We start from the raw sequence: 20,091 nt of genomic DNA on the forward strand, positions 1-20,091 counted from the left end.
GATGGCCGTTGAAATGATTATGCGTTGGGCGGGAGTTTTGACGTTGGTGGTCCCGGCCTTCTTTGCCCCGGCATTGTCGATCGCGGAACCCAACCTTCCGCCGACGCGCGACATGAATCTTTTGATGATCACGGTGGAAGACTGGGCGGCCAATGCCATCGGTGCCTACGGCAACCCTGTTGCGCAAACACCCAGCGTGGATTCGCTGGCGAAGCGAGGCGTGATTTTCGATCGTGCGTATTGCCAGGCGACGGTTTGTAATCCATCGCGAGCCTCGTTCGTCACGGGTATGCGCCCCGATTACACCCAGGTGTTTCGCAATAGCGACAGCATGGATGCTCTGGTGCCAGTCGATGCGCCATCGATGGCCCGGATCCTGGATCAAGATGACGTCTTCACCGCACAGTTTGGAAAGCTGGTCCACAAGTGGGATGACGCCGGTCGGTTCGCCAAAGGATTCGACTTGATCGAATACACGCATGATTACGATCAGCCACCCGGCTTTGAAGGCACGCTGCGTCGTTCGCCTGCCGGACCGGCGGGCATTGATGACGTCGAAATGGAATGTCTGGAAATCGCCGATAAAAACGCTGCGACGCGATTGAAACGTTTGTGGGATGAGCGGGAAGAGAGGCTCGCCGCGGGGGCGGAGAATAGCTGGACGCTGCGAAAGCCGTTCCAACAGTTGTTCGCGGAGCAGGTGGGCGACAGCGGAATCGACGAAGCGTCAATGGAGGACGGTCGCTTGGTTCGTAGCGCCGCGAAGCTATTGGGTGATTTGGCGGCATCCAAGCAGAAGTTTTTCCTGAATGTCGGGCTCTATTCGACGCACACACCTCTGTTGGCGCCGAAGAAGTATGTCGAAGCCTACTCGCCGTCGCAGATGCTGTTGACGGCAGCAACACGGAACCGTGATCACCTGGTGCCGGATGTCGCGCGACGGGGCGGCAAGAACTATGACATCTTCAACGGATTGTACCCGGAGTACGGGCCGACGGATCAACGTCAGCGTGAGGCTGTCGCGGCGTATTATGCGTGCAGCAATTATGTCGACGCGTCGATTGGTGTTTTGTTAGACAAACTGGCTGAAACCGGATTGGATCAAAACACCATTGTCGTCTTCTTCGCCGATCACGGATTCCAGTTGGGCGAGCACGGATGCTGGAGCAAGTTCACTCTGTTCGAGCAATCCACCCGAGTTCCGATGATCGTCGCCGTTCCAGGAATGAGGCATGCTGGGGATCGTTGTGGACAAATCGTGGAATTGGTCGACGTGCTGCCCACCCTTTGTGATCTGTGGGGTATTCCCAAAGACGATCGCTTTGAAGGCGATAGCTTCATGCCTTTGTTGGCATCTCCGAATCGTCCGTGGAAAAAGGCCGCTTATAGCTGCATCACGTTGGGTGGCTTGGGACGCAGTGTGCGGACAAAGGACTATCGCTACGCGGAGTACCATCGCGATACGGCACCGCCGACCAATGCGAGCGATCCACATGCGGTGGAACTGTATGACATGCGTTCGGACCCTTGGGAACAGAACAACTTGGCCGGGCGACCGGCCTATGAATCGGTTCAGCAGCAGATGCGAGATCTGTTGATATCTGGAACGAAATCCATCAACGTTCTAGATACGGATTGAAATCTGCAATGGGAAGCGGCACGTAGTCTTGCTGCAAGATCATCCATTCGTGAAGCTTGCTCTTCAATTCGTTCTCGATAGCCGCAAGCTGGGGTTGGCCAACCAGGTTGTCCAGTTCTTCCGGATCGTCCTGCAGATCGTACAGTTCGAAGATGGGGCGTTGGGGGCTGAAATACAAGCGGGAATACAGTGCGGGCAGGCGACCGGTCTGGTGGCGAATCTTCAGATCGGTCCACAAAGGCAGTGCGAACATATCAACCGGCTGGAAAGGCAATTGCCAAAGCGGATTGTAGATCAGCTTATAACGACAGGTTCGAACGCATCGACTGAGGTCAAAGTCGGCGGTGTGCAGCGGAAGGTTGTATCCATGCGAGCCTCTCGCGGCACAAAAGTACTCTCGTCCTTCAAAGGATTCGCCTTCTAGCAACGCGGCGAAGCTGATTCCATTCATTGCAGGGTCGGACGCGACGCCGGCCAACTGAAGGAACGTGGGGGCGATGTCTTCGCTGGTGATCAATGCGTCGCTTTGCGATCCAGGTTTGATCACCCCGTCCCATCGCAGCAATGCCGGAACATGTAGTCCCCATTCATAAAGCGTTCCTTTGCCGCGTAGGATGGCGGCGCCGTTATCGCCCATGAATAGAATGAGCGTGTGTTGGGTCAGGTTCCGATCTTCCAGGATCTGTATTAGACGACCAAAGTCGGTATCAAATCGCGCGATCTCATCGTAATACTTGGCAAAGTCTTTGCGTACCAAATCGGTGTCGGGGACATGCTTGGGTAGCGAAATGGCATTTGGGTCGTGTGGGGCAGCAATGGCGTTTTCCGACAGTGGGCGGTGTGGATCATCGAACGAAAGCTGCAGAAACCATGGCTGGTTATGCGGAACCGCATCCAAGAACTGCACCATTTGACCGATGTGGCCCACGCCACCGTCGGCAATGTTGACGTGGTCCAGTCGATCATGAAATGTTATGAGGTTGTTGTCCGCGAAAACCTGCTTGGTTTCCTTTGACCCGATGATGTTGTGGCCGTCCAGGTGGTAAATGCGTCCCGCGACACCGGTGTAATAGCCGCTTTGTCGCAGTCGTTCTGGAAACGTTGGAATGTCCCGATCTAATGGTGCGGAAAACCGTGTCATCCGCGTTGCCACAGACGATTGGCCGGTCATGATCGTCGCCCGTGCGGGGACGCACTGCGGCGCCGTGACATACATCCGGTCCAGACGAAGTCCCTGTTCGGCAAAGCGGTCAAGGTTGGGCGTCCGGATGTCAGCGTTTCCGTAGCAACCGACGTGTGGAACGCTGTGGTCATCGGTCAGGACGATCAATAGGTTGGGCCGGTCGTCGGCAGCGCAGATTGTCAAGGATAGACAACAGGCGAAGGAAGACAGCACGAATCCCATGGCTTGTTGCAGGCAAAGCTTCATCAGTTCGAAACGTCCGGTGATCAGATGATGGGAAAAGACAGGGAGTATCGAAACATTATATGTGAAATGCCCTCAGTCGTTTTACCAATGCGTGTTTTTCTAGTGGGACCGGAACCGTTGGATTTGGTCGGCGCGGTTGCGTGTGGGTGAAGGTTCTGTGTGGTTCCCAACCGGCCTGTTGAGATGAAACCTCGCTGCTGTGTGCATTGTGGGCCTCGCGGATCAGGGGCTCGCTGTTTCTACGTTGGTCGACATCGACGACCGAGAGTCTGCGGTGTGCAGCGTGGCAGGTCGGGTCCCCGTCGACGCCGGTTCGGGCGCCGCGCTGTGGTGACGTCGTTCGCCGCGATTCTGCGCGGGACCGTGACCAGTGGTGCGACGGTGTGAAGCCGTTGTGTGCGTCGTTTCGCTCCGGTGCACCACGGTCACGCGGGTATCGCGGATTCGAGGGTCTGTTACACTAATCCGCCGCAGATGAAGTCAATCGATGGTTCAGTGGAGGGTCCCTGAGCGATACGGCTTTTCTGAACCCGGGAGGAAGTGTGCTTTTTCGCCGTTCCGGCATCTCGTTCGCCGACTGGATCCGCACATGGATTTGCGTGATCGTCGCCTCTTTTATCTCGCAGGCCTCGCCTGTTTCCGCTCAAGATCCGTCGCAGTCGGATGCCGGTTCATTGGTTGTCGAACCGTTGGGGCAGGAAGTTTTTCGTGAAGGTTACGTCACCATTCGATGGTCCGGCGTCGATGCACCGGGTGGATATCGTGTGACCGATGAGGATGGCCGATTGGTGTACGCCGGTCGACAGCCACAGTTTTTCGTTTCTGGATTGTCGGACGGTCAGCACGCGTTTCAGGTCACCGCCGTTGATCAGGAAGGTCGCGTCGTTGCAAAGTCCGATCAGCCGGTTTCGGTTCGCGTCGAACACTGGCCGTTGGCTTATGCGTTTTGGGCCTTCGGTACGGGACTGACGGTCGTCGTTGTGTTTGTGGCTGTCATTGTCTGGGGGCACCGGACGACAATGACTCCGGCGACAGGGACTCGGATGGGCGGAGACGCGTCGTGAATCCAGTGATGTTGTTGGCCGATGCCGAGCCTATATTGAATCCCCGCGACGGCTATATCTTGCTGACCATTTTCGGGGTGCTTTGGATTGCCCTTGGGCTTTGGTGGGGCAGGCGTGCAAAGACCTACGAAGGGTTTGCCGTTGCGGGCCGGAACGTTGGTTTGGCACTGGGGACAGCGACCGCCGTCGCCACATGGATCACGTCCAACACGACGATGTTGGCACCCCAGTTTGCGCTTCAGTTGGGTGTTTGGGGGGCGCTAGGATATGCGACCGCCAGTTTTGGATTGTTTGCCTTTGCGCCGGTCAGCGGACGCATCCGCACGCTGATGCCGCATGGCTTTACGGCGGTGGAGTTCATTCGTTGTCGCTATGGGATCTGGGGTTATGTCCCGTTCCTGTTGATCAGTTTGTTTTACGCATTGACTTGGCTGATCAGCATGTCGATGGCGGGCGGGAAATTGCTGGAAGTCTTGTCGGGAATTCCATATCCCGTTGGCATGTCGGTCGTGCTGGCCGTTTGCGTTCTGTACACGCTGTTTGGTGGCATGTATGCGGTGATCGGAACGGACTTCATTCAAAGTCTGGTGATCATTGTCGGGTTGATCTTGGTCGCGTTGGCCATCCTTTCGACCGTTGAAATTTCGGACGTGCACACCGAACTTCAGCAACGGCGACCGATGTTATTAAGCGTGTTGTTTCCCGCGGCGTTGATGTCCCTGTTCAATAACATGTTGTTCGGATTTGGTGAAATTTTTCATAGCAATGTGTGGTGGAGTCGTGCGTTCGCGATGCGCGAGGGTGTCGGTCCCAAGGCATATTTGCTGGCCGGTTTTTTGTGGTTGCCCATTCCCATTGTTGCCGGATTCTTGGGATTGGCCGCGCCCGCGTTGGATATCGGAATCAGTCAACCCGATACGGTGGGCCCGTTGGTTGCGGCGACACTGCTTGGGAACGTCGGCGCATTGCTTGTGTTTGTCGTCGTCTTTTGCTCGCTTGCATCCAGCATTGACAGTTTGCTTGCCGCGACCGCTGATTTGATCGTTGGGGATGTTTGGTCTCCCGCCGTCCGTGCTGTGCGTGGAACCGCTTTGGATGATGCAGGCAAGCGACGGTGGAGCACGTTCACGATTCTATTGCTCGGTGCGATCGCCTGGGTCGCAGCATTTCAGAACGTCGGGACGCTTGCGACCGTTTTGTTTTTCGCCGGCCCGATGGTCGCAAGTTGTATTTGGCCGATCTTGGGCGGGCTGTATTTCCGCCAACCCGGGCCGATAGCGGCGGCATCCGCGATGGTCTCTGGGACCCTGGTCGGGTTGGTCGCCTACTTTCAAATTGGATGGTTTGTCGGATCGTTGGTGGGGGCGACGGTGTCGGGCATTGTCTTTTTGGCAGTGACCGCAATGATGCCGACGACGTTCCACTTTTCGACGATGTCGTACGAAGGTGATTCGGCATGATGTTCCCCGAGTGGTTTTTACAGGTGCTGGTGATTGGTGGTCTGGTGCTTTGTGGTGCTGGAACGGCGGCGCTGATCGTCTTGTTGTGGTTCGATAAGAAGAATCGACAGATTTGGTAAACGACTTTGTAGGTGTGGTGATGCTTCTGGATGTTTTCAGGGGCTGATATGCATGAAGCAAGGTTGGGAGGATAAACAGACGATGCATACGAATTCAAAAGGTTTGCGGTTGGACCCGCATGGCCTGTTGAAAAATGTCGCCGAAGTGATCGATCGTGAGACGCTGGAACCATTGGTCGGCGAATCGATTGTGCATCCCCGACAGTTCACTCGGCGTAGCGTGGTTGCGCTCGCGCGACTGTCGGCATTGCTTGAAACGAAGAACGTCGAAGTCGACAAGCCGTTGGATGGGAAGATTGCGATCACGGCTTTCTTTGAAGCCAGCACTCGGACGCGTTTGTCGTTTGAAAGCGCGATGCTGCGGCTGGACGGAAAGGTGCTTTCGGTTCCCGATGGTCAGGTGACGGGAATCGCCAAGGGCGAATCGCTGGCGGATATCGGCGAGATGTTCAATACCTATGGGGACGTCGTGATCATGCGACACCCCGATACGGACAGCGTCGATCGTATTCGTCAAAACTTGCAGCGGCCTTTGATCAATGCGGGAAATGGCAGCGGACACCATCCGTCGCAGGCGTTGATCGATTGGTTCGCACTGTTGAAATGGCGACCGCAATTGTGCACGTCTGATTGCCCGCCCGATCAACGTGTGCACTTGGGAATCATCGGAACGCCCGGTTCGATGCGGGCGGTCAAAAGCTTCCTGCGATTGTCATTGATGTTCACCGGGGCCGTGTCGAAGATCACGTTGATTTCTGAATTGGCCGATCCCGTCGGCTTGGAGCTGACCGAACCGATTGAAGAGTCGCCGATTCCGATTGAAATCGTGAACGATGTTCAAGAGGTCATCGGCGATTTGGATGTGGTGTACGTCAATTCCATTGCGTTCTTGGGCGACGATTACCGACGGATGGACAATCGGTACAAGTTGCAGCAGTCAAGCGGATTGAAAGAAAACGCCGTGGTGATGCACCCGCTTGCCAGGAATGACGAGTTGTCTGTCGACTTGGATTTGACCAACCACAATCTGTACTTCGCTCAGGCAGCCGGCGCCGTGTTTGTTCGTCAGGCTTTGCTGGCGACAGTTTTGGGTCGACTGGACCGAATTTCTTCGACCGGGATCTGACCGGTCGCTCCTTCGTTCGAAATCGCGTCTTCAGCGCGGCGACGGTGTGTGGCGCCGTCACGCAGTGCCGCGGCGGCACCGCGATGTCTTGGCCAAGTGGCTTTGCAACAACCAACCCCTAGTAAGTGATATGTGTGGAATCGCAGGTTTTTGGAATCCCAAACGGACCAACGAACGCGATCTTCGATCGGTCTTGGATCCGATGTTGGATGTGTTGGATCACCGCGGCCCGGATGAGCGTGGAAGTCATATTTCGGTCGACAGGGGATTGGCCATCGGGCACACGCGTTTGTCGATCGTAGGGCTGGATTGCGGGCATCAACCGATCGCATCATCGGATCGTGCCATTGTCGGCACGGTCAACGGGGAACTGTACGGGTACAAGAAGATCCGCGCATCGCTGGCTTGTGAGTCGCGATCCTGTGACGGAAAAAGTGACAGCGCGATTGCCATTCCGTTGTACGAAAAATACGGGCTGGACTTCGTGCATCATTTGCGCGGTGAGTTTGCCGTGGTGTTGTTTGACGGCAAACGGAATCGCTTGATTCTGGTGCGTGACCGGTTCGGAATCAAACCGCTTTACTTTGCGATCAATTCCGACGGTGTTGTTTGGGGGTCGGAAGTCAAAGCGATTTTGCGGCACCCGGACCACCCGCCACGTTTGTGCCCGAAAGCGGCCATCCATCAGATGATGCAGGTGATGGTCCCGGGATCGACGGCGTTCCAAGGCGTGCAGGCGCTTTTGCCTGGGCACATGATGGTGATCGACTTGGAACAAAATCGTTTCGAATCGAAAACGCATCGATACTGGGATCTGAACTTCCCCGTTCAGCACGAAACAAACGTCGATCCGGCGGAGTACGTGCAGGGAGTGCAGGATCGGCTGATCGATGCCGTTGCCGCACGACTGGAAGCCGACGTTCCGGTGGGATGTTATTTGTCGGGCGGAATCGATAGCTGTTCAATTTTGGGATTGGCCACCCACTTACAGCAATCGCCGGTGAAGGCGTTCACGATCGCTTTTGACAGCGACGAGTACGACGAATCGAATATTGCCGCGTTGATGGCCAAGCGGACTGGTGCAGAGCAAGAGTTGTTGCGTCTGACGGAGAAGGAACTGTACGGCCCCGCGTTTGAACGAGCGACTTGGCACGCCGAACGGACGTTTTACAACACATTGGCAGTGGCCAAGTGGCACATGAGCCGACGGGTTCGCGCCTGCAATTACAAGGCGGTGATCACCGGCGAAGGCAGTGATGAGTTGTTCGGCGGCTATGCGTTTTTCCGCCGAGACTACTTGGGCAAAGAAGATCGCGATCAGATTCTGTCCGGTGCGACATTGTCCGAGAAAGAACTTTCGCACCCGGCTTGGGAAGACTTGTGCGGCTACACTCCGTCCTGGATTCAGCCTTGGATGATGACTTTGGAGCGAGTGAAACCGTTGCTGAGTCAGAATATGCGCGACCTGTTGCAGGAGTATGATCCGGTCGCCGCGGTCGCCAATGCGATTGATCCGGAACAGGTGCGAGGCCGCAATCGCTTGGACATTTCGCAGTACACTTGGAGCAAGACCATGCTGGAAGGCCAGATCTTGACCTGGGGAGGCGACCGCATGGACATGGCCAACAGCATGGAGGCACGTCCGGCGTTCTTGGATCATCACGTCGCCGAGTACGCGGTTCAGATTCCGCCGGATGTCCGCATCCGCGACGGAGTGGAAAAGTGGGTGGTGCGCGAAGCGATGGTCGATATCTTGCCGCGTGAGTTGTACGAGCGAGAAAAGTTCGCCTTCATGGCTCCACCCGCTCATACCGACCCGGTCAAACGACAAGCGGTGCAAGAGATGCTGGACCACTGGTTGACCGACCAGCGTCTGGCCGATGCCGGATTGCTGGAACAGCAAAGCATCCGTGATTTCGTCAGCGATGCGTGGCAGGAAACGGATTCCACCATTGCCAGACGGAACGACATCATCATCAACCATGCATTACAACTGCATATGTTGCATGGTCAGTATGTGGAAGATTTACCTTTGCCGGCAGTGGATTGATGGTGGGTTCAAAATCAGCAACGCAAGACGTCCAGGCTTTGAAAGTGGACCTGGAACGGATCAAGGCGGATGTTTTGGCACTGGCGAAGATCGGCCGCGATCCGGGGGATCACGGGATCTATCGCATGGCGTTCACCGAAGCCGACATGGCTGGAAAGCGATGGCTGAGTGAGCGCATCGAAGACGCCGGTTTGCAGTTATCCGTCGACGGTGCGGCCAACATTTCTGGCACTTTGCCCGGCGACGATGGTGACAAGCCTCGCGTGTTGATCGGCAGCCACATCGATACCGTCCCGTGCGCCGGTGCGTTGGATGGTGCGCTGGGTGTGATCGTGGGGTTGGAATGCCTGCGGACACTGCGTGCGTCCGGCGTCACCCCGTCGCGGACGTTGGAACTGATCGCATTTAGTGACGAAGAAGGCCGTTTCGGCGGCATGTTTGGTTCCCAAGCCATCTGTGGCCAAATCCACCCGGAATGGATCCAGACGCATGTGGATACCGACGGCGTGGCGATCGCCGATGCCATGACCGCATGTGGATATCAACCAATGGATGCCCTTGATGCGGCTCGGGATCCTTCCACGATCGATTGCTATTTGGAACTGCACATCGAACAAGGGCCGGTACTGGACGCGCTGCATCGGCCGGTCGGGATTGTGGATGAAATCACTGGTCTGTTCACATGGTCGGTTAGTTTTCGTGGTGAAGCCAACCATGCCGGTACGACGCCAATGGAGATGCGCAACGATGCGTTCATGGGCTTGGCCGACTTTGCGCACGAAATCCCCAGGATTCTGGCGGAAAACGGCAGCGAACGCAGTCGTGCGACCGTCGGGAAGGCTCAAATTTTGCCCGGTGCGGTGAACACCGTGCCCGGAATGGTCGAATTTTCTTTAGACGTTCGGGACACATCGTCGATGGTCTTGGAGGAGCTACAGACGTCGTTTCGAAAAGCACTGTCGGCAATTGCCCGACGGCGCAACTTGATCTTCGAATTCGAACAACGAAGCTATCTACCACCTGTCTCTTGTCACCAGAAGGTCGTTGCGGCATTGCTGGACGGGGCGAAACAACTGGAAATGGAGCCGCACGTGATGTGTAGCGGGGCGGCACACGACGCCCAGGTGATGGGCACGATGGTCCCGACGGGGATGATTTTCGTCCCCAGCAAGAACGGCCAAAGCCATTCCCCCGCGGAATGGACGGCATGGTCGGACATTGAAGCGGGGGCCAACGTGATGTTGAAAGCACTATTGGAATTATCGAAATGAATCGAGGATTGGGACCCCACGACGGGGCAACGGACGATGGATACCTGTCGCACGAAGATCCGCTGCGCGATGTCTATCATCATTCCTTTGTGGATAACCCGGCCCACCGTGATTTCATGGTGGAAGGCCACACGGCGCTGATGTGCATCGACCTTCAATACTTGGACGCGGCGCCCGGCCATGGCGTGTTTGCCGATGTCGAAAACAGCGGCGTATCGCAGGAGGCCCAACAGTACTATTTCGACCGATTGGACCAGATGGTGTTGCCGGGCGTTCGCAAGCTGCAAGACGTGTTTCGTCAACACAAGATGGAAGTGATCCACACACGAATTCAGTCCTTGACGCGTGACGGTCGTGACCGCAGTAAGGGACATCGCCGGTTGGATTTGCTGGCACCGCCGGGATCGCGTGAAGCCGATTTCTTGGAGGCGGTGGCCCCGCAAGACGAACTGGATGAAATTGTGATCAACAAGACGGCCAGCGGCGTCTTTTCATCCACCAACGTCCACTATGTGCTGAAGAATCTTGGCATCGAATCGTTATTCGTCGTCGGGGTTTACACCAACGAGTGTGTCGAAACAACGGTTCGGGATGCCTGTGACTTGGGGTACCTGGTCACGGTGGTCGAAGACTGTTGTGCGACCGTGACGCCAGAGCTGCATGAGGCGTCACTGGCAACGCTGCGTGACCGATACGCGCGGATCATGACGCTGGAAGAAGCGGAGCGGACGGTTCAGCGATTGGGCCCGCTTCAGCGGAATAAAACATAAAACCGATACAGTCGACGGCAGTCGTCAAAGTCGGCTGTGCAATCGGTGATCGGTTCGGTGGCGGTGTTTCAGGCGCGTCTAGGTTTCTTGTGCCTCAAATCCTCACGCCACCGAATTCGAAATGATTGTTGTCAACGAGCTATCGAAAGTCTACGACGATCATTTGGCCGTTGCCGGGGTCACGTTTCAATTACAGCAGGGCCAGATTTGTGGTCTGGTGGGGCCCAATGGCGCTGGCAAGACCAGCACCCTGCGTTGTATCGCCGGATTGATCGCATCAAGCGATGGTGAGATCCAAGTCAACGATTTGCCCGTGACGCTGAACAGTGCGGCGGTCAAACGCCAGATCGCGTACGTTCCCGATGATCCGCCGTTGTTTGATGATTTGACGGTCGGTGATCACCTGGAGTTCATCGGACAGATCTATGACATTCCCGACGCCAGGACGAAGGCGTCGTATTGGTTGAACCGTTTCGATTTGGCGGGAAAGTATGACGCGGGTGCGACGACGTTGTCCCGCGGGATGCGGCAAAAACTGGCGGTCTGTTGTGCATACCTGGCGGATCCAAAAATCCTGTTGCTGGACGAACCTTTGACGGGGTTGGACCCGCCGGCGATTCGCACGTTGCTGGATTCCGTTCACGAGATGGCCGAAAACGGAAAGACCGTCATTCTTAGCAGCCATTTGCTGGCGATGATCAGCGAGGTTTGCACGCATCTGTTGGTCATGAAATCCGGTCAAGCGGTCTACTTTGGACCCAAGAGCGGGTTGGTGGGCGATGGGGTTGGTGCCGAGTCACTGGAAGCGGCGTTTTTCGCAGCCACCGAATCGTCGCCCTTGGAAATGGTGGCGACATGACCGTGCCGTCGCCCAACGTCGATCACCATGGGGCGTTGCTTTGGGACGGGACGTCACGGCTGACTGACTTGCTGTGGCTGGTGGGCCGTCGGGTCCGTTTTCGCGCAAGTCGTTTGATCGAACGAATTCGATCGCCACGCCGGATGTTGGCGACCGTCACGATGATCGCCTTTCTGGCGTTGTATTTCATCGGCGGGGTGGTGGTGCTGTCACGTCGCGAACCTGCCGATCCGGCTCGTTTGCAACTGTGGTTGTCCGGCGGGATGGTGATCTATGCGATCTATCATCTGACCAAATGCGTGTGGTCATCGAAGTCGGAAGACTTAGAATTCAGTGCCGCTGAAGCACTTTGGTTGGCCGGTGGTCCGTTTCGCCGGTCATCATTGGCGGTGTATCACTTGGCCGATGTTTCGATGGCTTCGCTGGCAAAAACCGCTTTGCTGTGCGTTGCCCTGTGGGTGGATCTTCGGCAACCGTTGTTGACCGCGTTGGCGTTGTTTACCGGGCTGATGGTCTTGGAAACGTTGCGCGCGATCATGATGCGATGCTTGGCCAATCGGTCACGACGATCGCTGATATTTTGGCGGGTGTGGGTCACGGCTCTTGCCGCCACGGTGGCATTCTTTGTGCTTGCGCGCCTGGCGGCAACAACGCCCGCGGGCAGCCCTGCGATTGCTTATGTCTTGAATTCGTTTTCCGCCATTGGTGACCTTGCTTCATCAACAGCGATCCAGTGGGCTGGTTTGCCCTGGTGGTGCGTTTCCAAGCTGGCAATCGTCAGCGTTTGGACTTGGCAGACCGTTTTGTTGTTGGCGGGAACGTTGGCGGTGTTACCCGCGGCGGTCTTGCTGTTGGTGATGGTAGATCGATCGGCAATTGAACGCGGCGTTCGTCACGAGCGACAGCGGCTGTTGAACATCAAGAACGTCAAATCTGCGATCGACGACGGTGGTGTCGCAGGTTCCCGCGATGGCGTCCCCGCTGCAACCAAGACGTCGCGTCGTTGGACGGTCGGACATTGGTGCGGAATCGTTCCAGCTCGGGTACGTCGTTCCCATTGGGGGCGACAGTGGGTCACGATCGCATCACGACAAGCGATCAGCATTCGCCGATATCGTGCGGAAATTTTGGGGACTCTGTTGTTGCCCGCCCTGTTGTGTTTGTCGCCGATTGTGTTGAACGATCGGCATCATCCTTGGCTGTTTGTGCTGGGCGGGATTGCCATGTGCACGTCTTTGCTGGCACCGCCGGCGTTGCGATTGGATTTCCGACGAGACTTGAAACGCATGGCGCTGCTGAAAAGCTTGCCGGTTGCGCCCTCGGCGATGGTCATGGGACAATTGACCTGGCCGCTGGTGATCACGATCGCGTTTCAATGGACCGTCTTGATCATTGCCGCGAATTTGTTGGGTTTCAGCTGGAGCGGCGCGGTGTTGTGGCCCGCACTGCTGGCGGCTTGGGCTGTGTTTACGTTTGCCAGTGAAAACGCAATGTTCCTGGTCTATCCGCACCACGAGCGTGCGCAGGGAATCGCCGTCATGATCCGCACGAAGTTGGCATTCGTCGGCAAAGCCGTCATCTTGATGACCGCGATCGCCCTGTTGATGGCTTGGGCGATGTTGACCCGTTCCCTGTGGTCTGGGCCCGTCCAACAAGTCACCTTTGTGACCGGTGCGATGACCGCGGCATGGTCGGTTGCCATGGTGGCGTTGTGGACCACGCGCCGGGCCTGGGTACGTTTCGACTTGACCGACGATGTGCCGCCGGAATAGGTCGGCGGCATCATCAATCGCGACGGCGGTCGCGTGCGATCAGGAACCTTCGTCTTCGTCGTCCGCCGAATCGTCTTCCGGTTCCGTGGGATTCAGCTGTTCGGTCAGCCGTTCCAGTTGGACCTGCAAGCGTTCCTTGGCCCCGCCTTCGGCTTTGTCGACCGCTTGTTGCAGGGCTTGAAGGGCTTGATCGTTCTGGCCGCGAACCAGATACATCTGCGTCAAAATTTGTTGAGTCTGAACCACACCAGCGGGGCTCAGGTCACCCAGACTGTCCCGCATTGCCGCGATGACTTCGTCGTCGAAGCCTTGCAGTTCGGATTCGCGACGAAGGGCGTTCAGCGTGGACAACGACAACTGCGTCATCAAGTTCGGGTCCGTTTTGGCTTCCTTCAGTCGTTGGCGATAGAACTTCAGCACGTCTTCGTCCAAACGATCGGATTCAAATTGGATCTCGTATCGCAGGTTGATCAACAATTCCTTAAACGGCTCGTACTCCGTCGCCTCGATTTCACGATCCAGCAGTTCGATGGCTTCATCGATTTTGTTTGCGCTGTACAGCCGGCTAAGTTCTACGCCCAATTCGCGGCCACGCTGTTCGGCGTCGAATTGCTGCTTGAAAGCCTTGCGGTCCCAGTCGCCATCGATCACGGCTTGCAATGGTTCATCCAATCGCATCGGATGGCCGATCCATTCGATCTGGCCAGTTTTGCCCACCAAGAACGCCATCGGGATGCCGTTCTGGTTGGATGCCAGCATGTAATCGGTGTAGACCGATTCGTCCGGGTCGGTTGTCAGACAGTAGCGTGAGGTGATTTCAGCGACGGTTGATTCGACCTGGGGATGTTCTTGTTCCAGGAACGGTTCGATCGTTGAAAGTGGTTCGGTGCTGACGCTGATGATTTGCACGTCGCTGCCGCGATACTTGTCTTGCAGTTCGGCCAAGTGGGGCATGCTGGCGACGCACGGTGGGCACCAGGTGGCCCAAAATTCGACGACATAGACCGTGCCGTCATTGAATTTTTCGACCGGTTTGAAATAGCCATTGCCGTCTTGGATCCAGTGTTCGATCGCCAGGGCCGGAGCCTTGTCGCCGATCGAAAGTGGGGTGGGTTCGCCGTTGGCGACCATCGATGCGGCGATGGCGATAACCGCGGCGGGAAACGCCGGCAAGGATTGGATGAAATTCAGGGGCATCTTCAAGAGCTTGGTGAATAAGGCCAGAAAGGCGTGAGGCGACGTCGGCAATCGACATCGTCGTCGTGAATGAAATGGGCACTCCGGCGGGCTTCCCCGCCAAACGATCGACCGCCAATGGATACGCATCAGGCGATCACTTGGTCCACAATTTTGCCGTGAACATCGGTCAAACGAAAGTCGCGACCGGCGTATCGGTACGTCAATTGTTCGTGGTCGTATCCCATCAAACGCAGAATCGTGGCGTGCAAATCGTGCACATGCACACGGTTTTCGACGGCCTGGAACCCAATTTCGTCGGTGCTGCCGATGGCCTGGCCGCCCCGAACGCCTCCGCCGGCCATCCAGACGGTGAAGCCCCAGTGATTGTGATCGCGTCCGTTCATTTTGCCCTGGTTGCTGCCCTTCTTGGGCATTTCCACGACCGGGGTGCGTCCGAATTCGCCGCCCCACAGCACCAGGGTTTCGTCCAGCAAGCCGGAACGTTTCAAATCGGCCAACAATGCGGCGATCGGCTGGTCGACTTTCTTGGCTAAGTCACGGTGACGTGGTTCCAAGTCGTCGTGGTTGTCCCAAGGCTGACCGGCACCGGTGTAAAGCTGGACAAAGCGGACGCCGCGTTCGACCAAGCGACGGGCGATCAACGTTTGTCGGGCGAAGTCGCCGGGGCCGTATTGATCCAGGGTGGCTTGGGTTTCTCTGGAGACGTCAAAGGCATCGGCCGCCTCGCTTTGCATTCGGTACGCCAGTTCAAACGATTCGATACGAGATTCCAATCGTGGGTCGTGATCACGTTGTGCTGCGTGGGCCAAGTTCAACTGGCGCAGTAGATCCAACTGCTGACGTTGGTCGGCCGGCGCGACGGATTCGCAGCGGATGTTTTCGATCAACCGGTCGACGCGGCGGTGGCTGCTGTCGACATACGTGCCTTGGTACTTGCCCGGCAGGAATGCGTTCTGCCAATTTTGGGATTCTTTGATCGGGTATCCGCCGGGACACATCGCGATGAAAGACGGCAGGTTCTCGTTGTCACTTCCCAGACCATACGTCAACCATGAACCCATGCTGGGACGCACCAGCCGCGATTCGCCGGTGTTCATCAGCATCAGCGACGGTTCATGATTGGGAACGTCGGCGTGCATCGATCGTATGACACAAATGTCATCGATGTGGGCGGCCGTTTTTTCAAACAGCTCGCTAACTTGCAGTCCCGATTCGCCATAAGACTTGAAGGCATACGGGGACTGCATCACATGGCCGGTCGGGCGTTCGGTTTTCAGGTTGCCGGTGGGTGCCGTCTTGCCATGAAACTTCGTAAGTGCCGGTTTGGGATCGAACGTGTCGACGTGGCTGGGGCCGCCGTTCATGAACAGGTGAATGACCCGCTTGGCCTTGGGGGCGAATTGCGGGACGACCTGTCCGGCGGCAAAGGATTCGCGTCCCAACAAATCGGATAACGCCAATGCGCCAAAACCGGCACCACAGCGTTTCAACAGCTGACGTCGATCGAACACGAGGGGCACTTCGTCAAAAGGTGGGCGGGGACTGCAAGGCGGGCACCGGCGACGCCGGGACGTCAAATCCGGGGTGGATCGCCACCAACGAATTGGGGCCAGACGTCCATTCATCCTATCTGCTATGGTTGGGCCGAACAAACTGTCGGTCGAGCGGATTCGGCCAGCAAAACATTACCGAAACGAGAACCGATGACGACGTTTGATGACGCGATCCGCCAGGCTTCGGCCAGCGAAGACCTGTCCGCCGACCAAACCAGCAATCTGATCGATGCGATGTTGCGGGGGGATGCAGATTCACAATCGGTCGCTGATTTGTTGATGGCCCTTCGCAAAAAGGGCGAATCCGTCAGCGAATTGGTCGGCGCCGCTCGGGCGATGCGTCGCCACATGACACCGATCCCGCACCGACATCCGATCCTGTTGGACACTTGCGGGACCGGCGGCAGCGGCAGCGGCACCTTCAACATCAGCACCGCCGTGGCAATTCTTGCCGCCGCGTGTGGCGTCCCGGTTGCCAAGCATGGCAATCGCAAGGCGACCAGCCACAGCGGATCAGCCGACGTCTTGGAAGAACTGGGCGTCAAAATTGAAAGCGATGCCGAATCAGTTGCAAAGTGTTTGGACGAAATCGACATCTGTTTTTGTTTCGCCGCCAAACTGCATCCGGCGATGAAGCATGTCGTATCGGTGCGTCGCAGTTTGGGGGTTCCCACGTTGTTCAATCTGTTGGGCCCGCTGTGCAATCCGGCGGGCGCGACGCACCAGTTGTTGGGCACGTCGAGGCCGCTTGCCCAACAGAAGATCGCCGCGGCCCTTGCCCAGCTGGGAACCCAGCGAGCGTTTGTGATCCATGCCGAGGACGGCCAAGACGAGGTGTCGTTGGAAGGCGTCACGCACGTCGTGGATGTGAGAGATCATTCGAGCGAGCCGCTTCAGTGGACCGCTGCGTCGTTCGGCTTCCCGCCTTGTGGTGTTGAAGCCTTGGCGGCCAAAGATCCGGCCGAAAGTGCGCGAATCATCCGAGCGATCTTCGAAGGCCAACCGGGACCGCGTCGGGATACCGTGGTTGCCGGCGCCGCGGCGGCTTTGGTGTTGGTCGGTCGCATGACCGATGTTCGCGAAGCGGCCGAAACAGCGGCTGCGGCGATCGATGACGGTGGTGCAATGAAGAAACTGCAGCAACTGATCGATATCGGTCAAGGCGGCTGACACGCCGGTGGCTTTACGTTCCTTTTTCGATGCGTGATGAACTCGCGCCCCGTTGGACTTGCAGAGCTATGGTCGCGGACCCAACGATCACAACGCATAGCGGACGATCAGTCCGGCGGCGACGACGCTGACCATACTCATCAGCTTGATCAAGATGTTCAAACTGGGGCCGCTGGTGTCTTTGAACGGATCACCGACCGTGTCCCCGACGACAGCGGCTTTGTGAGGTTCCTGACCTTTGCCGCCATGGTGGCCGGCTTCGATGTACTTCTTGGCGTTGTCCCAACTGCCGCCACTGTTGGCCATGAACACGGCCAAGCAGAATCCGCTGGTCAGGCACCCGGCCAGCAATCCCAACACACCGGCGACGTCCAGCAACAAGCCGACGATGATCGGCAACAGCAGACCCAACAGACTTGGGACGACCATTTCACGCTGCGCGGCTTTGGTGCTGATTTGGATCGGCGTTTGATAGTCCGGTGTTGCCGAACCATCCAGAATCCCCGGGTTTTCGGTGAATTGTCGGCGGACTTCCAACATCATTTGTCGCGCCGCGCGTCCGACGGATTTCATCGTCAAAGCGCAAAACAGAAACGTGCTCATCGCCCCCAGGAAAATGCCCATCAGCACCCGTGGGTTGATGATGTTGGCATCAAAGAACGTTAGGAAATCTCGCAGTGACGCATCGGCGGTGGACACCATGGGGTTGCCCGCCGATGCGGCCAAAACCAATGCACCCGATTCCGTCGGTGGTGCATCAATCACGTCGGCCGCGCTTTGGCGAATGACTTGACCGGCTTCCATCGCCGCACCGCCGGGAACGCTAAGCCAGTCTGCCGATGGATCCGTATTGGGTTTCGGCATGACCAGATACGTCGTCGATTCGGTGCCGACCTTTTCGACCACTAGTTTGTTCGACAGCTTGTAAAAACCATCGTCGGTGGCATTCGACGTCACCTCACGCCCCCAGCGATCCATGCCTTCGCGAACCGCTTCGACCGACGCGGCAAACAAAGCCAACGCGGTCAGTGCGGCCGACCCGATCGCGAATCCCTTTCCGGTCGCCGCGGTCGTGTTGCCCAGACTGTCCAGGGCATCGGTGCGGTCGCGGACCATCGGATCCAGTCCCGACATCTCGGCATTGCCACCCGCGTTGTCGGCGATCGGGCCATAGGCGTCCGTCGCCAGCGTGATGCCCAGTGAACTGAGCATGCCCACCGCGGCGATTCCCACGCCGTACAAGCCCAGCGGAAAGGTGCGGTCGTCGTCGAATTCGAATCCGTTGGCCACGCCAAAGGCGGCAAACATCGCAAAGCAGATCACGACCACGGGAAACCAGACGCTTTGCATGCCGTCGGCGACGCCGCCGATGATGATGGTCGCGGGCCCCGTTTCGGCTTGTTCGGCCAATCGTTGCGTTGGCCGGTATTCATCGCTGGTGGAGTATTCCGTCCACTTACCGATCAGCCAACCTGCGGCCAATCCGACGATGATGCTGATCGAAACGCCGGGGATCACTCCCAGCCAAACGCCGCCGGGCGCCCACGGCACCAAGAACCAAGAAAGCACCAGCGACGCGGCGATGATCAATAGCGTGGATCGGTTGATGCCACGATCCAACGCGCGCAGCAATGATTTTTGCGACGTGTCGCCATCGGTGCGTACTGCATAAATGCCGACGATCGAAAGCAAGATGCCCGCGGCCGCGATGGCGATCGGCAACATCAATGCCCGGACTTGGGCTTCTTCGGTCGACATCCCGTCGGGAACGGTTCGCGATGATGTGAACGCGGCAACACCCAACGCGGCGGCGGCAAGAATCGATCCGCAATAGGACTCATACAGATCCGCGCCCATGCCGGCCACGTCCCCGACGTTGTCACCGACGTTATCGGCGATCGTGGCGGGATTGCGAGGCGAATCTTCTTTCAAGCTTTGTTCCACCTTGCCCACCAAGTCCGCACCGACGTCGGCCGCTTTGGTGAAGATCCCACCGCCGACCCGTGCGAACAAAGCTTGGGCGCTGGCCCCCATCCCGAAGGAAAGCATCGTTACCGACAACGTCGACAGGCTGAACGCTTGGTCGGCGCCGCCGATCCATGGGACCAACCAGTACAAAATGCCCAGCCAAAGACAGATGTACAACAATCCCATACCGACCACGCACAGGCCCATCACCGCGCCGCTGCGGAAGGCCACTTGCAGACCTTCGTTCAACGAGCGCTGGGCTGCGGCGGCCGTCCGACTGCTGGCCTGCGTGGCGGTTTTCATGCCGAACCAACCGCACAGACCGCTGAACAATCCGCCGGTCAGAAACGCCACGGGGACAAAGCCGCTTTGGACGCGAAGCCCAAAGGACAGCCACACCAACAAGATCGTGACCAGCAAAAAGACGATCGTGACCACTTTGTTCTGCTGGTTCAGATACGCCGCCGCGCCGTCACGGACACTTTGGGCGATCGATCGCATTTGATCGTTGCCTTCGTCGGCCGCCATCATTTGGCGATAAAACTTCCACGCCCAAGCCAAGGCAACCAATGATGCGATCACACCCGAGGTCCAAATCACCGCCACGATCATGGAAGCTCCTTCCGTGTCTGATTTTGGTG

15 protein-coding genes are annotated in these 20,091 nt (G+C 57.3%); 11 read left to right on the top strand and 4 right to left on the bottom strand.

Going from position 1 to position 20,091, the window contains the following annotated elements:
- Nucleotide 1 precedes the first annotated feature (1 nt).
- Nucleotides 2-1,639: a sulfatase gene (locus Mal65_RS02195; protein ID WP_145293239.1), complete on the top strand. Its 1,638-nt coding sequence runs from the start codon at nt 2-4 to the stop codon at nt 1,637-1,639.
- Here the strand turns inward: Mal65_RS02195 and Mal65_RS02200 are convergent.
- On the bottom strand, nt 1,617-3,005 hold the full coding sequence (locus Mal65_RS02200) for a sulfatase family protein (RefSeq protein ID WP_165701011.1): 1,389 nt from the start codon (nt 3,003-3,005) through the stop codon (nt 1,617-1,619). The genes Mal65_RS02195 and Mal65_RS02200 overlap by 23 nt on opposite strands.
- 662 nt (nt 3,006-3,667) lie before the next feature.
- On the opposite strand from Mal65_RS02200, the gene Mal65_RS02205 reads away from it, so the two are divergent.
- From Mal65_RS02205 to Mal65_RS02240, 9 genes are all read left to right on the top strand, one after another.
- A complete protein-coding gene (locus Mal65_RS02205) occupies nt 3,668-4,132 on the top strand; it encodes a hypothetical protein (protein ID WP_145293243.1) in 465 nt (154 codons plus the stop codon).
- 8 nt (nt 4,133-4,140) lie between these two features.
- Entirely contained in the window at nt 4,141-5,592 is a 1,452-nt protein-coding gene (locus Mal65_RS02210; RefSeq protein ID WP_145304564.1) for a sodium:solute symporter family transporter, read from the top strand.
- On the top strand, nt 5,589-5,711 hold the full coding sequence (locus tag Mal65_RS27280; RefSeq protein WP_261343533.1) for a hypothetical protein: 123 nt from the start codon (nt 5,589-5,591) through the stop codon (nt 5,709-5,711). Before Mal65_RS02210 ends, Mal65_RS27280 begins: the two co-directional genes overlap by 4 nt.
- An 82-nt stretch (nt 5,712-5,793) precedes the next feature.
- Nucleotides 5,794-6,837 carry an aspartate/ornithine carbamoyltransferase family protein gene (locus Mal65_RS02215; RefSeq protein WP_196784506.1) on the top strand — a complete coding sequence of 348 codons (1,044 nt, stop codon included), beginning with the start codon at nt 5,794-5,796 and terminating at the stop codon, nt 6,835-6,837.
- Between the two features lie 130 nt (nt 6,838-6,967).
- On the top strand, nt 6,968-8,887 hold the full coding sequence (asnB, locus tag Mal65_RS02220) for an asparagine synthase (glutamine-hydrolyzing) (protein WP_145293247.1): 1,920 nt from the start codon (nt 6,968-6,970) through the stop codon (nt 8,885-8,887).
- A 38-nt stretch (nt 8,888-8,925) separates the two neighbouring features.
- Nucleotides 8,926-10,158, top strand: a complete 1,233-nt coding sequence (locus Mal65_RS02225; RefSeq protein ID WP_145304566.1) for a Zn-dependent hydrolase — start codon at nt 8,926-8,928, stop codon at nt 10,156-10,158.
- Nucleotides 10,155-10,928 (top strand): cysteine hydrolase family protein, encoded by a 774-nt coding sequence (locus Mal65_RS02230; protein ID WP_145293250.1) that lies wholly within the window; start codon nt 10,155-10,157, stop codon nt 10,926-10,928. The genes Mal65_RS02225 and Mal65_RS02230 overlap by 4 nt, the downstream gene beginning before the upstream one ends.
- Nucleotides 10,929-11,049: 121 nt before the next feature.
- Nucleotides 11,050-11,787 carry an ABC transporter ATP-binding protein gene (locus Mal65_RS02235; protein WP_145293252.1) on the top strand — a complete coding sequence of 246 codons (738 nt, stop codon included), beginning with the start codon at nt 11,050-11,052 and terminating at the stop codon, nt 11,785-11,787.
- Nucleotides 11,784-13,559 carry a hypothetical protein gene (locus Mal65_RS02240; RefSeq protein ID WP_145293254.1) on the top strand — a complete coding sequence of 592 codons (1,776 nt, stop codon included), beginning with the start codon at nt 11,784-11,786 and terminating at the stop codon, nt 13,557-13,559. The genes Mal65_RS02235 and Mal65_RS02240 overlap by 4 nt, the downstream gene beginning before the upstream one ends.
- A 39-nt stretch (nt 13,560-13,598) precedes the next feature.
- Here Mal65_RS02240 and Mal65_RS02245 read toward each other — a convergent pair whose 3' ends face one another.
- Both Mal65_RS02245 and Mal65_RS02250 read right to left on the bottom strand, forming a co-directional pair.
- On the bottom strand, nt 13,599-14,756 hold the full coding sequence (locus tag Mal65_RS02245; protein WP_165701013.1) for a TlpA family protein disulfide reductase: 1,158 nt from the start codon (nt 14,754-14,756) through the stop codon (nt 13,599-13,601).
- 128 nt (nt 14,757-14,884) lie between these two features.
- Nucleotides 14,885-16,270 (bottom strand): DUF1501 domain-containing protein, encoded by a 1,386-nt coding sequence (locus tag Mal65_RS02250; protein WP_231131261.1) that lies wholly within the window; start codon nt 16,268-16,270, stop codon nt 14,885-14,887.
- 192 nt (nt 16,271-16,462) lie between these two features.
- Here Mal65_RS02250 and trpD point away from each other — a divergent pair, with 192 nt between their 5' ends.
- Entirely contained in the window at nt 16,463-17,482 is a 1,020-nt protein-coding gene (gene trpD, locus Mal65_RS02255) for an anthranilate phosphoribosyltransferase (protein WP_145293260.1), read from the top strand.
- Between the two features lie 87 nt (nt 17,483-17,569).
- Here trpD and Mal65_RS02260 read toward each other — a convergent pair whose 3' ends face one another.
- A complete protein-coding gene (locus Mal65_RS02260; protein ID WP_145293262.1) occupies nt 17,570-20,062 on the bottom strand; it encodes a sodium-translocating pyrophosphatase in 2,493 nt (830 codons plus the stop codon).
- Nucleotides 20,063-20,091: the final 29 nt, after the last annotated feature.

It is taken from the genome of Crateriforma conspicua, from assembly GCF_007752935.1.
In the GTDB taxonomy this organism is placed as follows: domain Bacteria; phylum Planctomycetota; class Planctomycetia; order Pirellulales; family Pirellulaceae; genus Crateriforma; species Crateriforma conspicua.